Origin of the sequence: Methylosinus trichosporium OB3b, assembly GCF_002752655.1 — a bacterium.
Taxonomy (GTDB): domain Bacteria; phylum Pseudomonadota; class Alphaproteobacteria; order Rhizobiales; family Beijerinckiaceae; genus Methylosinus; species Methylosinus trichosporium.
The window spans coordinates 3,838,713-3,853,137 of sequence record NZ_CP023737.1; the positions used below are offsets into that span (position 1 = coordinate 3,838,713).

Genomic DNA, 14,425 nt, shown 5'->3' on the forward strand with positions numbered 1-14,425 from the left:
CACGATCCTCCTCTTCGAGCGCTCTTGTCGGCGACAGCATGACACCCTCTCCGATTTGTCGCTCAGAATTCCACGCGCAGCGAGCCCATAATTATCGTCGGCGTGCCGGGAGTAAGGTTGTATCTGTTGGATGAGGTGGTGAAATACCTCGTGTTCGTCAGATTGTTACCGTTAACCTGCGCGGTGATCGTGTAGCCGTCGATCTTGAACTGATAGGAGACCATCGCCCGAAGCAGGGCATAGGCCGGCAGGACGAAAGAGTTCGCATTGTCGCCGAGCTGGCTGGCGACCGCCGTGACGCCGCCTCCGAGGCTCAGACCCGACAGCTCGCCGGAGGCGTCATATTTGAGCCAGAGATTGCCGTAATTGCGCGGGCTCCCTGGCAGCACATTGCCTGTGATCGCCTGTTGAGTGAGGATCTCCGTCGCGAGATTCGGGTTCGTGACGCCTTGCACGACGCGAACGTCATCATGCGTGTAATTGGCGATGAGGCTCCAGTTTTCGTCCACCTGACCGGTCAGATCAAACTCGAAGCCCTGGCTGCGCACCTTGCCCACGAGCAGCGAGGTATTGGGATTGGCTGGGTTGGCCTGCGGTACATTGGTTTTGGTGATGTCAAAATAGGCGGCCGAGGCCGAGAGCCGTCCGTCGAAGAACTCGGCCTTGACGCCGCCTTCGAATTGCTCACCTCTTTGTGGCGGGAGCGCCTGACCGCCGAGGCTCTGACCATTGTTCGCGCCGATCGACTTTGTGAAATTGCCATAGAGCGAAAGCCATGGAAGGGGTTGAACGGTCAAGCCGATGCGGGGGCTGAAACCGTGGTCGTAGTGATCCTTGAAAGTGGCTCTGGCAAGGTCGGGACTGCTGTAATTCGTGTTCGAGCCTGTTCGAGCCCAATCAAATCGGCCTCCGAGCAACAGATGCACTCTGTCGTCGAAGGCGGAGATCATATCCTGCCCATAGAGTCCGTCCCATTTCTGGCGTTGGGGGTTCCAGCCGCGTACGTTGCCATAAATATTCTGGAGCGGGATATAGGTCGGATTATAAATGTTCATAGTCTGCGAAGTCGAAATCATGTATTCGAGCATCGGCCAACGCCACTGAGTATGGTCGTAACCGAGCAGCACAGAATGCCGAAGCGGGCCCGTCTCGAATTTGCCTTTCAGATCGACATTCGTCGCTAATGTCTCCTGCTCATATCCCGGATACGAAAAAACGGATGTTGTCCAATCGCCGGTGGCGGCGTTGAACGCGCCGGCGAGACTGTTCATGTTTCTATAGTTCGCAGTCCAGTAGGTAAAACGGTTCGTGAGGCTCCAATCGGGCAGAAAATCCCACTTCCAATCATAGGCGAGGAGCTTGCGGTCATAATTCTCGGCGGGATTCCCAATGACACCCGGCTGCTGCAGATAGCGGCTGACAGGGATTGGGGCTGGCGCCCCTCCCAACGCGGGGAAAAACGAAGAATCGTTGAGATAGGTCCGATGCTGATATTCGAAATCGATGTTGATCTTGAACTGTTCGATCGGCTGCCAGGAGACGGTCGGAGCGAGAAAAACCTGACGATCATTGACGAAATCGCGGAATGAACCCTCGGAAATATATTCGCCGTTGAAACGGTACAGCAATGATTTGTCCTCCGTCACCGGGCCGGTGATGTCCATGGTGGTTCTGGTGAGGCCGTAAGACCCGACTTGTTCTTGTATCGAGTAATAAGGCGTTTCCAGCGGACGCTTCGTCACGATGTTGACGATGCCGCCGGGCTCGGAACGACCATAGAGCATGGCGGCGGGCCCTTTCAAAACCTCGATGGATTGGACATTGGTCGTGTCGACGAAGCCGGGGGAATATTGATAGAGTCCATTCCGATAGGGCCAGGTCGTAAATCCACGAACCTTATATTGCTCGAAGTAGCCGAGCTGCGGCTGGACGCCGCTGGAATTGGTCATGATCGCATTGGGGACCGAGAAAGCCTGCTGATCGTCGATGGTCTGGCGCGTCACGACCTGCACGGCCAGCGGCGTCTGCAGGATCGGCGCGTCCATCTTCAGAGCGCCGGTCGTGCTCGTCGTATTATAGCCGGTGAATCTGCCGCCCGGCCCCGTGTCCTTCGCCCGGCGACCACCTCGCGCAGCGCCGGTTTTCTGCTCCGTCCCCACATCGATCGGCGGCAGCGGTTCCGCGCCGCTCGCATCGTTGCGCACCGTGTCGTTCTGCGCCAGCCTGATCGATATCGTCGAGCGTTGCTCGGACAGGCGATAGCTCAGCCCCGAGCCTTCGAGCAGGCGGTCCAGCGCCTCGCGCACGCTGTATTCGCCGACGAGCCCGCGCGAGCGCAGGCCGCCCGTCACCTCCGCGTCATAGACGATCTGCAGCCGGTTGGCGTCGGCGAAGGCGTTGAGATTATCGGCGAGCGGCGCCGGGCCGAGCTCATAGCGGCGCAGCAGTCCCAGCCGCTCCTGCGGCGCGACATTGGCCTGCGCCGGATTATCCGACGCGCCGGCCCCCAATGCGAATGCGCTCATCGCCGCCGCCGCCAGCGTCGATCCCATCCGGCCTCCGATCTTGCCGCCTCCAATCGCCCGTCCGTCTCGCGCAATCTGTTTCGAACGCCCCGTCTTCATCGCCGCCTCATCTCGTTCGTCTTGGGTTCTCAAAACCCTCGACGACTCCACGGAGGCGGCCGGAAAAGAGGAGGTCGACCGATGAAAAAAATTGTTAATGGATCAAAATCAGATAATTGGAAAGCCGAGTGAGGCGCAGGCCGAGCGCGCTCTCGAGCTCGTCGAAGGCGGCGAGCGGATCGTCGGCGAGGAACACGCCGGTCACCCGCCGCGCCTTCAGAGCGGGATCGAGGAAAGCGACATAGCCACGATGGTGACGCGCCAGCGTCGCCACCACCTCGCCGAGCGGCGCATCCGCAAAGATCAGCCGGCCACGGCGCCAGCCGGTCGCCCGCGCGACATCGGTCCGGGCGGGCGGCGAGGCCTCAGCGCCGCCCGTGAAGGCGGTGCGCTCGCCCTCCGCCACCACGACGCCGGCGCCGCCGTTCTCCACCTTCACGCTGTGCTCGCCGACCACGACGCGCACCCGCTCGCCTGCCACCGCCACGTCGAAAGCCGTGCCGAGCGCGGTGACGGCGCCCGAGCCGGCGGCGACCACGAAAGGCCGCGCGGGGTCGGGCGCGACCTCGAACCAGGCCTCGCCCTCGAGGAGCGCGATGCGCCGCTCGCCATCCGCAAAATGCACGGCGATGGCGCTCTTCGCGTCGAGCTCCACGCGCGAGCCGTCGGCGAGGGTCACGGCCCGCGTCTCGCCGGCGCCGGTCACATGGGTCGCGCGCAGATAGAGGAAAATGTCGTGCTGGAACAGCAGCGCCAGCGCGCCCGCGGCGGCGACGCCGGCGATTTTGCGCTTGCGGCCGGGCGCCTTGCGGATGCGCGCGCCCGGCAGCTTCGCGCCGAGAAAGCCGCACACGCTGGTGATTTTCTGAAAAGCCGCGTCATGGCGCGGGTCGGCCGCCAGCCAGTCCTCGAAGGCGCGCTGCTCGCGGCGCGTCGGCGCGCGCTCGTTGCGGCGCAGCCACCAGTCGATGGCCGCGGCGCGGATCGCCTCGGGAATGGCTCGCTCGTCGTCGGTCATGGCGGGGGCGCGCTCCTCTCCTCGAGTTCCACGCGTGAGCGGCCGGAAGAGGAGGTCGGGCGCGCAAATTATTCGAGCGCCGCCCAGCAGCGGGCGAGCGCCATGCGCATATGCTTCTGCGCCATGTTGCGCGACATCCCGAGCCTGGAGGCGATGGCGCCGAGATCGAGCCCGTCGTTCATATAGAGCACGAACACCTCGCGGCAGCGCGGCGGCAGCGCCAGAATGGCGGCGTGGACGAGCCGCCATTTCTCCATTGCCTCCATTTGCGCGAGCGGCGACAATTCCGGCGAGGGCGCGTCGGCTCCGACCGCGCCGAGCTCGAACAGCTTCGTCTCCGCGGCCTTGGCGCGCGCGAAATCGCGGACGAGATTCATCGCGATCTTCTGCAGGAAGGGCGGCGGCTCGGCCACCGCCTCGGCCTCGATCCGCGCGATGAAGCGCGCAAAGGTTTCCTGCAGCAGGTCGGGGGCGTCGTCGCGTCCGACCCTGCGCAAGAGATAAGTCATCAGCTCGCGTCGATGGCGCTCGAAGAGATCGCCGATCGCGCTCTGCTCGCGTGAGAACATCCGCCGCATCCGCTCACACCGCTGCGAGGCTCCGAAGGTAGAGCCGCGCCGATGCAGCGGTCAACGGCCGCGCGGAAATAAATCCGGCTTGTTGCGGCAATGTCACAAAGGGCGGCGCCTGCGCTCACTGCCGGCCGATATTGGTGACCGTCCCGGACACATCCGTTCCGTTGCCGCGAATGAGATTGTCGCCGGCGCTGGTGACGTCGCCGAGGACGCCGGAAAAGCGGTTCCCGGTCACCGCGGATCGGGTCATGAAGATTGGCGCGGACCGCGAAATCCCATCCGAACTGCCCGAAGCCGATGTCTCGGCGATCGTCAGGGCGCCGCGCGAGACGATCGCGACGTCTTTCGCATTGGTCGAGATGACGCGATGGACGAGGGCGCGTCCGCCGAACATGGCTATATTGTCGTTTCCGTTCGAAACGGACGTGTCCTCGATCAGCGTCCGGTCGAACCCGCCCATGAAGATCCCATAAAATCTCGAGCTTGCGATGTTTGAGACCGCGCACTTCCTTATCGTCACGGCGGCGGCGCTATCGACCACGATCCCGGCGCCAGCGCCCGCGCCTTCGAGCGTCAGCCCGGTGAGATAGACGACGTCGCTCGCGCCAGCGGCGATCTTGATCTGGTCGGAACTGCCCGCGCCGCCGAAAATCCCGACGCCCTCGACGCCGGTGACGCTGATCGATTTGGTGATCCTGAGGAGACCGTAATCGCCCGGCGTCAGCGCGATGATCTCGCCATGCGGCGAGGTCGCGTCATGCGCGCGCTGGAAGGTCCGGCAGGCGGTCGCCGGCGTCGCGCAATTGCGTGTGTCGTCCCCGGTCGCTGAGACGAAGGACACGGAGCCGGCGAGAGCGGGCGCGGCGGAGAGACAGGCGAGCGCGGCGCCGGCAAATGCGATCTTGCTTCTCATCTTGTCCCCATCCCCGAGCGCACGCTCACTGCCTGCCGATATTGATGATCGTCCCGCCGCCGCCCGGTCCATTGCCGCGAATGAAATTGTCGCCGGCGCTCGTGATGTCGCCGAGGAAGCCGCTCACGCTGTTGCCGGTCAGCGCGGACCGGGTCATGTAGAGCGGACCGAATGCGTCGACGCCATTGGCGTTGTCCGCGAAGGACGATTCCGAGACGGTGACGCCGCCCGCGCCGGCGACGAGCGCCGAGCCATGCGCGGCGCGCGCGACGACGCGGCGCACGAGGGTCGGCGCATGCAGATCCAAGCCCGGGTCGCTGCCGATGACGCTGACGGACACGTCCTCGATCAGCGCCCGCGAGACGGCCGTCGTCCGAAGCCCCCAGCGCATGAAATTGCGGATCGCGCATTTGCGGAGCGTCACGCTGCGCGCGGTTCCCATATGCACGGCGGTGTTGGACAGCGAGCCGCCGTCGAGCGTCAGGCCGGTGAGATGAACGACATCGGTCGGTTCCGCGATGATGGTGACGAGCCGCGAGGCGCCGCCGAAGACGCCGGCGCCGTCGACGCCGGTGACGCTGATCGATTTGGTGATCGTCAGCGGCCGAAAATCGCCCGGCGTCAGCGCGATGATCTCGCCATGCGGCGAGGTCGCGTCATGCGCGCGCTGGAAGCTGCGGCAGGCGGTCGCCGGCGCGGCGCAGCTGCGCGCATCGTCGCCGGTGACCGAGACGAAGGACACGGTGTTCGCGGCGAGAGCCGGCGCGGCATGAAGAACGGCCGCGAGCGCGAGGCCGGCGGCGAGTCGGCGAGACGACATGAAAGCCTCCCTTTGCGCGATCACTGCGTGCCGACATTGGTCAGCGGAGCGCCGTTGATGGTGTCGATATCGGTGGTGTTGCCGGCGATGAAATTGTCATGCCCCGTCTCGGCGACCGCTCCCACATCCTTCTCGATGACGACGCCATTGACGTTCTGCGAGACGGTGTTGCGCGTGACTCGCAGCACATTGCCAGGGCTCGCGCCCGAATAGATCCCGAACTCGAAATGGCCGATCAGGCTGTCGGAGACGCGGACATTGGCGGATTGCGTCAGAAAGACGCCGATGCCGGAGGTCCCGCGGCCGATGATCGTGGAGCGATGGACGACGCCGGTCGCCGAGCCCGTCCCGGTCTTGCTGACCTCGACTCCATAGGTCCCGACATTGGCGATGAACGCGTCCTCGATGGAAAATTTCATCACGGTCACCGGCCGCAGCTGAACGCCGGTCTGGGTGAAATTCTTGATCGTGCAGTCGCGCAGGATCAATTGCCCGGCCTTGGTGACCATGACGCCGATCTTGCCGACTCCCTGGCCGTTGAGAGTGAAGCCGCTGATGGAGACGATCTGGCTCGAAAGGGCGTTGATCGTCAATCCGACGGCGCCCGAGCCGACCATGATCAGCGAGCCCGGAACGCCGGTGAGCGTGATCGCCGTGGTGATGGTCGCCGTCCCGTAATTGCCGGGGAGCAGCGTCTTGATCTCGCCGCCGGTCGACGTCTTCGTGAGCGCATAGGAGAGCGTTCGGCAGGGCGTTTTGGGATCGGAGCAGTCGCCGGCATTGGCGCCGGCGACGGAGAGGAAGGACAGCGCCGCGGCGCTCGCCTTCCCGGAGCAGGAGGCGGCGAGGCCGAGCGCGAGACCGGCGCAGCGAAGAAAGCGAACGAGCATGTCGACCCCCGAGAAAACGTTCCTTTACAATACACGGGGGCCGCCAGAAACGAAGCAGAAAAAAAGAGACTCGTCAGCGAGAGGGGCTCACAGGGGCGTGATCGCCAGCGGCAGGCCGGTGCGCGAGCGCAAGGTGAGATTGGTTCCGAGCATCATGCGATGACCGGGCGTCGTATGGAAACGGAAATCGCGCACGAGGCTCGCCAGCAGCACGATCATCTCGATCATGGCGAAATTCATGCCGATGCAGATGCGCGGACCGGCGCCGAAGGGCAGGAAGGCGCAGCGATGACGCGCCTTGGCGCGCTCGGGCGAAAAACGCTCGGGATCGAAGCCGTGCGGCTCGTCCCAGAGCTTCTCGTGTCGATGCACGCAGAAGCTCGCGACGATGAGCAGCTGTCCGGCGCGCAGGCGCAGCGGGCCGAGCGTCATGTCCTCGCGCGGCGCGCGGCCGACGCCGATCGCCGGCGGAAAGAGGCGCATCGCCTCGTTCAAGACCTGCCGTGCGAAGCCGAGCTTTTCGATATCCTGCGCGCCGATCTCGCGCGCGCCGACGACGGCGCTCACCTCGGCGCGCAGCCGTTCCTGCGTCGCTTGATCCTTGGCGATGAGCCACAGCGCCCAGGCGAGCGTCGTCGCCGAGGTCTCGTGTCCGGCGACCATGAATGTATAGAGATTGGACAATAGCTCGTCGTCGCTCATCACGCGCCCGGTCTCCGGATCCTGCGCGGAGAGCAGCAGAGCGAGAATGTCTTTCGACTCCCCGGCTTCTTGGCGTCGATGCGCGATCAGCTCTTTCGTCGCGTCATGCAGCCAGGCGATGCTTCGCGCGACGCGGCGCGAGCCGGGATAGGGAACCGCTTCCGGAAGGCCGATGCGCGCATAGAGAAAACGCCAGCCGACGCTCGCGAGCGAAGGCGCCAGCGCCTCGAGAAATCTGCGCTCGTCGAGCCGCGTCGCGCCGGCGCCGAGCACGGCGCGCAGAATGATGTCGAAGGTGAGCCGCGACATCTCCGGCGCGACGTCGCGCACGGCGCCGTCATTCGCGCGGCGCCATTCTTTCGCGAGATCGGCGCCGCAACGCGCGAAGGTCGGAACGAGCGCGAGCAGATTGTCGTGACGAAAGGCCGGCGCGGCGGCGCGCCGCTGCCATCGCCAATCGGCGCCTTCGGCGAAGAACAGGCTCGCGCGATTGACGTCATTGGTCAGCGCGCGCGTTTGAAAGCGGTCGCGCTCGAATGCTTCGGCGCGCGCGACGAGCGCCTCCTCGATGAGCGTCGGATCGGCGATGAGCAGCGTCGGCGCCAGCAGCGGAAAGACGCCGCGCATCGTCGCATGCGCTTCTCGATAGGTTTCCGCCGGCCAATTCTCGATCTGGTTGAATGCGGCGACGCGCAACGACGGACGCGCGCGCGGCGTGAAGGGCATGAGGTCGGGATCGTGAAACATCGGCGGGGCTCCATTCGCTGCGCCTTTTATGCCGCAGCGAATGGCGGCTGTCTTCCGGCGTTTCGCAATGCGTCATCGGCGCGTCGACGAGCGCTGGGCAAAGCGAAGGCCCCGAGGATTGCTTTCGGTCCGGTTGTGCAGGATATTGCACCCGCGGCGCGGGCGAAGCCCGCCGTCCGACGTTCAGGGAGCAATAGCGAAATGTTCCGTTTCATGATTGCCGCGCTTACCGCGGCCGCTCTCTCTTCGTCCGCGCGAGCGGCGGAGAGCAAGGAGCCGAAGATAAATCCGGCGATCGCCGCCAAGACGGCGACGGCGAGCGCGATCGCCGAGGCGATCGCCGAGACCGGCTCGGTCCGAGTCCTCGTCGTCGTCAAGACGAGCTCGGGAGCGAGCGTCGAGGATCTGTCGGCGCAGGCGCGCGTCGCCTCGACCCGCGCGGCGGTGAAGAGCCAGGTGAAGGCGGCGCTCGACAGCGTCCTGACGAAGCACAAGCTGTCTCACGTCGGCGGCGCCAAGGGCGCGCCCGCCCTCGTTCGGCTGACGACGACTCCGGCGTTTTCCGCCGTGGTCGACGAGGCCGAACTCGTCGCGCTCGCGAAAGACTCGAGCGTCGTCTCGATCCAATATGACCGCCCGATGCAGAAGCAGCTCACGGTGACCGTGCCCTTCATCGGCATGCAGGCGGTGCATTCGGCCGGCGGCGCCGGCGCCGGCGCGGCGATCGCGGTGATCGACGACGGCATTCAGCGCAATCACATCTTCGTCGGCCTGTCGCGGCTCTATCCGGGGCGCGAGGCGTGCTTCCTCTCCACCAATGATTGCCCGAACGGCTCCAATGAGCAGATCGGGACGGGCGCTTCGGCGGCCGCCGCCACCGCCAGCCACGGCATGCACGTCTCGGGCATCGCGCTCGGCTACAATGCGGGCACGACGCCGCGCAAAGGCGTCGCCCCGCTCGCGAAGCTGGTGCCGATCAACATCTTCGGCCCGAGCGACGGAACGGCGTTTTCGACGATCCAGCGCGCTTTCGAGCATGTCGAGGATCTGGTGCTGGAGAGCGGCGGTTCGAATCCGCTGAAGATCGCCTCGATCAATATGAGCGTCGGCGGCGACGCCAGCCCCGGCAATTGCGACGACAGCCCGGACATGGCGCTGCTGAAGCCGGTCGTGGACAATCTGCACAAGAAGGGCGTCGTGTCGGTCGTCGCCGCGGGCAATGAGAGCCAGACCGCCCAAATGGCGTTTCCGGCCTGTTTGTCGTCGATTTTCTCCGTGGCCGCGACGAGCCGCGCCGGCGTCATTGCGAGCTACACCAACATCAGCCCGACCACGGACGTCTTCGCGCCCGGCGGCGAGACCAATGGCGATTGCGTGATCTCCTCCGTGCCGAGCAACGCCTTCGGCGCGAAGTGCGGCACGTCGATGGCCTCGCCCCATGTGGCCGGAGCCGTCGCCGCGCTGCGCTCGGCGGTCCCGGCGGCGACGGCCTGCCAGATCGAGGAAGCGCTGATCCGGACCGGCATCCCCACCTCCGATCTGCGCACGAACGGCTCGCTCACCAAATCGCTCATAAAGGTCGACCGCGCGCGACTGCGGCTCCTGAGCCCTGTCGCGCCGGGCAATGACAATTTCGCCGCGGCGTCGGTTCTGCCGCCGAATGCGACCGAATATTCGGTGCACACGGCCACCAATGTCGGAGCCACGAAGGAGCCGGGCGAGCCCAGCTTCTCCGGGACGGGCAACGCCCACAGCGTGTGGTGGAAATGGACGCCGACTGTTTCGGGACCCGTGGTCATCGATACGCTCGGCTCGGGGCTGGATACGGTGCTGGCGGTCTATACCGGAGCGACCTCGGTGACGAGCCGCGGCACACGTGTCGCGCTGAGCGACAATATCACCCCGACGCTCGTGCAGAGCAGCGTTTCCTTCAGCGCCGTCGCCGGCACGACCTATCATATCGTCGTGCTCGGCAAGACCGCGGCGGACGAATGCAACATTCAGCTCAATGTGACGCGCCCGCCGTTGAACGATAATTTCGCTCGGGCGACCGTCGTGACCGTTCCCGTCGTCACCGAGGTCAATGTCTCGGGAAGCAATGCGCGCTCGACCCTCGAGACCGGCGAGCCGGCGCCAAATGGCAATAGCGCTTCGAAGACGACCGTCTGGTTCCGCTTCAAAGCGCTCGAAACCAAGGTCATCACGCTGGATACGTTCGGCTCGAATTTCGACACGGTGCTCTCCGTCTACAAGGGCTCCGCCCTCAACTCGCTGACGCCGATCGCCGTGAACGACGACTCCGGCAACGCGCAGAGTCTCGTGAAGTTCCAGATGACGGCGGGCTCGACCTATTACGTCCAGGTCGCCGGCTGGAATGGCGCCCAGGGCCGCTATCGGCTGTCGTTCTCGCCAGCGGGCGCGCAGAGCGTCGAGAGCGCAAAAGCCTCGCTCGGCGAATAGAGCGGCGCATCGGAATAAGATCGGGAGCGGCGTTCGCGCCGCTTCTTTTCGTGTTTGGCCTCCATTCCCGGCTCCCGTGCAGCGTCCCGCTGCTTCGCCTGCTACGAGCGTGAACGTGAGGATTGCGTCGGGCGGAGTTACGCGGGATAATCGGCCGCGCATCGGCTCCGACCGAGCGATCGTCTTTCCCGGCAGGAGCTTCATCGTCATGTTTCGTTTGATTGTCGTCGCGCTCGTCGCCGCTGTCGCGGCCTCTTCCACGCAGGCCGCGCCGAAGACGGCGCAGATCGATCCGGCCATTGCCGCGAAGGGCGGAACCGCGCCGGAGATCGCCGGAGCGCTCGCCGCCGAGGGGGCCGTGCGCGTCATCGTCGTCGTCGAGCCCGGCGCTGGAGCGACGATCCAGGAGCTCGCGACCGCAGCGCGCGTCGCCTCGACACGCGCCGCGACAAAGCAGAAGGTCGCGGCGACGGTCGACACGGTGCTGTCGAGCCACAAGCTGTCTCGCATGGGTGGGGCCAGGGGCGCGCCCGCGCTCGTCCGGCTGGCCACGGTTCCGGCGTTCTCCGCGGTGGTCGACGCGGCCGAGCTCGCCAAGCTCGCCAAGGATCCGCGCGTCGTCTCGATCCGATATGATCGCCCGATGAAACGACATCTCGCGGTGACCCTGCCGCTCATTGGCGCGCCGACTGTTCAGTCGCTCGGCGGCACCGGCTCCGGCTATGCGATCGCGCACATCGACGATGGCCTGCAGCGCGATCACGTCTTCGTCGGCCTGTCGCGCCTCTATCCAGGGCGCGAGGCTTGCTTCCTCGACACCAATGATTGTCCGAACGGCTCCAATGAGCAGATCGGAACCGGCGCGGCCGCCGCGTCGGCGGGAGCGAGCCATGGCATGCATACGGCCGGCATAGCATTGGGCAAGCGAGCCTCCGGCACGCCGAGCAAGGGCGTCGCTCCGAGCGCGATGATCGTGCCGATCAATATTTTCGGCCCCAACGACAGCGTCTCACAGGCGACGATCCTGCGCGCCTTCGAGCATGTCGAGGATCTGGTGATGGAGAACTCCGGCGCCAATCCGCTGAAGATCGCCTCGATCAATATGAGCGTCGGCGGCGGCCTCAGCGCCGGCATTTGCGACGACGACGCCGACATGGCGCTGCTGAAGCCGGTGATCGACAGCCTGCGCAGCAAGGGCGTGCTGTCGGTGGTCTCGGCCGGCAATGACGGCGACACCGGCCAGATGTCCTACCCCGCCTGCCTGTCGACGATCGTGTCGGTGGCCGCGACGAGCCGGGCCGGCGTCGTCGCCAGCTACACCAATATCAGCCAGACCACGGATCTGTTCGCGCCCGGCGGCGAGACCGACGGCGATTGCGTGATCTCCTCGGTGCCGACCAACGACTTCGGCGCGAAATGCGGCACCTCCATGGCCGCGCCGCATGTGGCGGGCGCGATCGCCGATCTGCGTCAGCTGTTCCCGAAGGCGTCGGCCTGCCGCATCGAGGATGCGCTGAAATCGACCGGACCGCTGACGCCCGACACGCGCTCGGGCGGCGCGTTCATCAAGCGGCGCCTGCGCATCGACGGCGCGCGCTCGCGTCTGCTCAACCCCGTCGCGCCGAAGAACGACAATTTCGCCGCTGCTTTCGCCATCCCCAGCACGGCGACTCAGTATACGACCGAGGGCTCCAATATCGCCGCGACGCTCGAAGCGGGCGAGCCGAGCTATGTCGGCACCAGCACCACGCGCAGCGTGTGGTGGCGGTGGACGCCGCTCGCCTCCGGCCCGGTCGCCATCGACACGCTCGGCTCGGGATTCGACACGGTTCTCGCCGTGTATAAAGGCGCGGCGTCGGCCGCCGATCTCGGGACGCGCGTTGCGGTGAGCGACAATATCTCCTCGACCGTGAAGCAGAGCCGCGTCCGCTTCAGCGCCGTCGCCGGCGAAACCTACCACATCGCCGTCGCCGGCCGCAGCGCCAGCCAGGAATGCGCGATCCAGCTCAATCTCGTGCGCCCGCCGGCGAATGATAATTTCGCCCAGGCGCGCGTCGTGAATGTGTCGACAAATTCGGAGCTCGGCGTCTCGGGAACCAATGTCGGCGCGACCAAGCAGACCGGCGAGCCCGATCTCAACGGCGACGCCGCCAATACGACGACCGTCTGGTTCCGCTTCAAGGCGCCCGCTTCCGGTTTGATCAGCATCGACACGCTCGGCTCGCCGACGCTCGACGACACGGTGCTCGCCGTCTACACGGGCGCGGCGGTCAATGCGCTGACGCTGATCGCGGTCAATGACGACATCCCGAACAGCAGCACCACGCTGAGCCGCGTCACCTTCTATATGAAGGCGGGGACGACCTATCAAATTCAGCTCGGCGGCTGGCACGGGGCGGAGGGCAAATACCGCCTCTGGTTCTCGCCCGCCGGCGCGCAGAGCCTCGATCGTTCAACCGCGGCGCTGGCCGAATAGAGCGCTTTCCGATCGAACGGAATCGTTCGATCGATCAGAATTCGCTCAAACGAAAGAATGCGAGAGCGTCATCCGATCCAATTGGATCGGATTACGCTCCTGGCGCCATAGCGCGAGCCTCTCGGGCTCGCGTCCCTGACCCGACGGACCGCCTGCGCCATTCTGCGCGCTTGACGATCTTCGCCCTTTTGCGGATTTTCGTCTGATGGCGAAGCTTCTGCCCCTCCGACGCCGGGCCGTCCGCGCGACCGCTTCCTGCGGCGTCGTGCTCGCCCTGCTTTTGCAGGCGCTCGCCTTTCTCGTCGCCGATCTGCGACGCGCTGCTGTTCAAGGGGATGACGTCGGCGTCGTCCTCTCCGCCTCGGCGGCCGATATCTGCCGCGCCGCCGGCGGCGGCCATGCGCCCTCCAGCGCGGGGCATGATTGCAGCCAATGCGCGCTCCGCTGGGCGGGCGACGTGGCGCCGCCGCCGTCGCCCGCGCAGGCGGCGGAGCGTCGCCTCGCCGCCGCGCTCGCCGGCCCTCCCGCCGCGGACGCGCCGCCGCCCTCCAGCCGCGCCTTCTCCGGATCGCCGCGCGCGCCTCCTCGAGCCTGAGCCCTTCGGGCGCGCCGCGCCCCTCTCTCCCGCCCCTCCGGGCGGCCTGCGCGCGCGTCTGCGCCGCCGGCCGCGATTCGAGCCATAGAGGATCGCTCGTGCCGGACCGAAAGAGGCTCTCCTTCCGCGAGCTGTTCCTGCGCAACCGGCGCGAGCTGCTCGATTATCTGACCCGCAAGGTGGGGCCGGACGACGCGCCCGACCTGCTGCAGGAGACCTTTGTGCGCGCGCTGCGGCACGAGCGTTTCGACGCGGTCGTCGACCCGCCTGCCTTTCTCCAGCGCATCGCCGTCAATCTCAGCCTCGATTTCCTCCGCCGGCGCAAGACCGAGTCGAGCTATCTGCAATATGTCGACTACTTCCTCGACGCGCCCTCGCCCGAGGCGACGCCCGAGGAGACATTGGCGCATAAGCGCAAGTCGGAGCGCCTCGCCGCGGCGATCGCGGCGCTGTCGCCCCGCTGCCGCGATGTGTTCCTGATGGGCGTCTTCGAGGATATTCCGATGACCGAGATCGCGCGCCGGCTCGGCGTCTCCGACCGCATGGCGCGCAAGCACATGGCCAACGCCCTGCGCCTCTGCCGCGCGGCGCTGGACTGACCTTTT

At 65.9% G+C, this 14,425-nt stretch carries 11 protein-coding genes; 4 read left to right on the forward strand and 7 right to left on the reverse strand.

From position 1 onward, the window contains the following. Positions 1 to 62: 62 nt before the first annotated feature. The 7 genes from CQW49_RS18175 to CQW49_RS18205 all read right to left on the reverse strand — a co-directional run bounded on the left by CQW49_RS18175 (position 63) and on the right by CQW49_RS18205 (position 8,289). Positions 63 to 2,552 (reverse strand): TonB-dependent siderophore receptor, encoded by a 2,490-nt coding sequence (locus CQW49_RS18175; protein ID WP_003615200.1) that lies wholly within the window; start codon positions 2,550 to 2,552, stop codon positions 63 to 65. A gap of 166 nt (positions 2,553 to 2,718) precedes the next feature. Continuing rightward, entirely contained in the window at positions 2,719 to 3,642 is a 924-nt protein-coding gene (locus CQW49_RS18180) for a FecR family protein (protein ID WP_003615197.1), read from the reverse strand. 68 nt (positions 3,643 to 3,710) lie between these two features. Continuing rightward, positions 3,711 to 4,211 (reverse strand): RNA polymerase sigma factor, encoded by a 501-nt coding sequence (locus CQW49_RS18185; protein WP_003615196.1) that lies wholly within the window; start codon positions 4,209 to 4,211, stop codon positions 3,711 to 3,713. 124 nt (positions 4,212 to 4,335) lie between these two features. Continuing rightward, a complete protein-coding gene (locus tag CQW49_RS18190) occupies positions 4,336 to 5,130 on the reverse strand; it encodes a right-handed parallel beta-helix repeat-containing protein (RefSeq protein WP_003615194.1) in 795 nt (264 codons plus the stop codon). A gap of 25 nt (positions 5,131 to 5,155) precedes the next feature. Continuing rightward, positions 5,156 to 5,950, reverse strand: coding sequence for a right-handed parallel beta-helix repeat-containing protein (locus CQW49_RS18195; RefSeq protein WP_003615192.1), 795 nt, complete (start codon positions 5,948 to 5,950; stop codon positions 5,156 to 5,158). Between the two features lie 20 nt (positions 5,951 to 5,970). After that, entirely contained in the window at positions 5,971 to 6,840 is an 870-nt protein-coding gene (locus CQW49_RS18200; RefSeq protein WP_003615190.1) for a right-handed parallel beta-helix repeat-containing protein, read from the reverse strand. 87 nt (positions 6,841 to 6,927) lie between these two features. After that, a complete protein-coding gene (locus CQW49_RS18205; protein WP_003615188.1) occupies positions 6,928 to 8,289 on the reverse strand; it encodes a cytochrome P450 in 1,362 nt (453 codons plus the stop codon). 201 nt (positions 8,290 to 8,490) lie between these two features. On the opposite strand from CQW49_RS18205, the gene CQW49_RS18210 reads away from it, so the two are divergent. The 4 genes from CQW49_RS18210 to CQW49_RS18225 all read left to right on the forward strand — a co-directional run bounded on the left by CQW49_RS18210 (position 8,491) and on the right by CQW49_RS18225 (position 14,419). Continuing rightward, the gene (locus tag CQW49_RS18210) at positions 8,491 to 10,749 is read left to right on the forward strand and encodes a S8 family peptidase (RefSeq protein ID WP_003615186.1); all 2,259 of its coding nucleotides are present in this window, start codon (positions 8,491 to 8,493) and stop codon (positions 10,747 to 10,749) included. A 208-nt stretch (positions 10,750 to 10,957) separates the two neighbouring features. Next, positions 10,958 to 13,225 (forward strand): S8 family peptidase, encoded by a 2,268-nt coding sequence (locus CQW49_RS18215; RefSeq protein WP_003615184.1) that lies wholly within the window; start codon positions 10,958 to 10,960, stop codon positions 13,223 to 13,225. Positions 13,226 to 13,430: 205 nt separating this feature from the next. Beyond that, positions 13,431 to 13,820, forward strand: a complete 390-nt coding sequence (locus CQW49_RS25710) for a hypothetical protein (protein ID WP_024749526.1) — start codon at positions 13,431 to 13,433, stop codon at positions 13,818 to 13,820. A gap of 98 nt (positions 13,821 to 13,918) precedes the next feature. Then, a complete protein-coding gene (locus CQW49_RS18225) occupies positions 13,919 to 14,419 on the forward strand; it encodes an RNA polymerase sigma factor (RefSeq protein ID WP_003615928.1) in 501 nt (166 codons plus the stop codon). Positions 14,420 to 14,425: the final 6 nt, after the last annotated feature.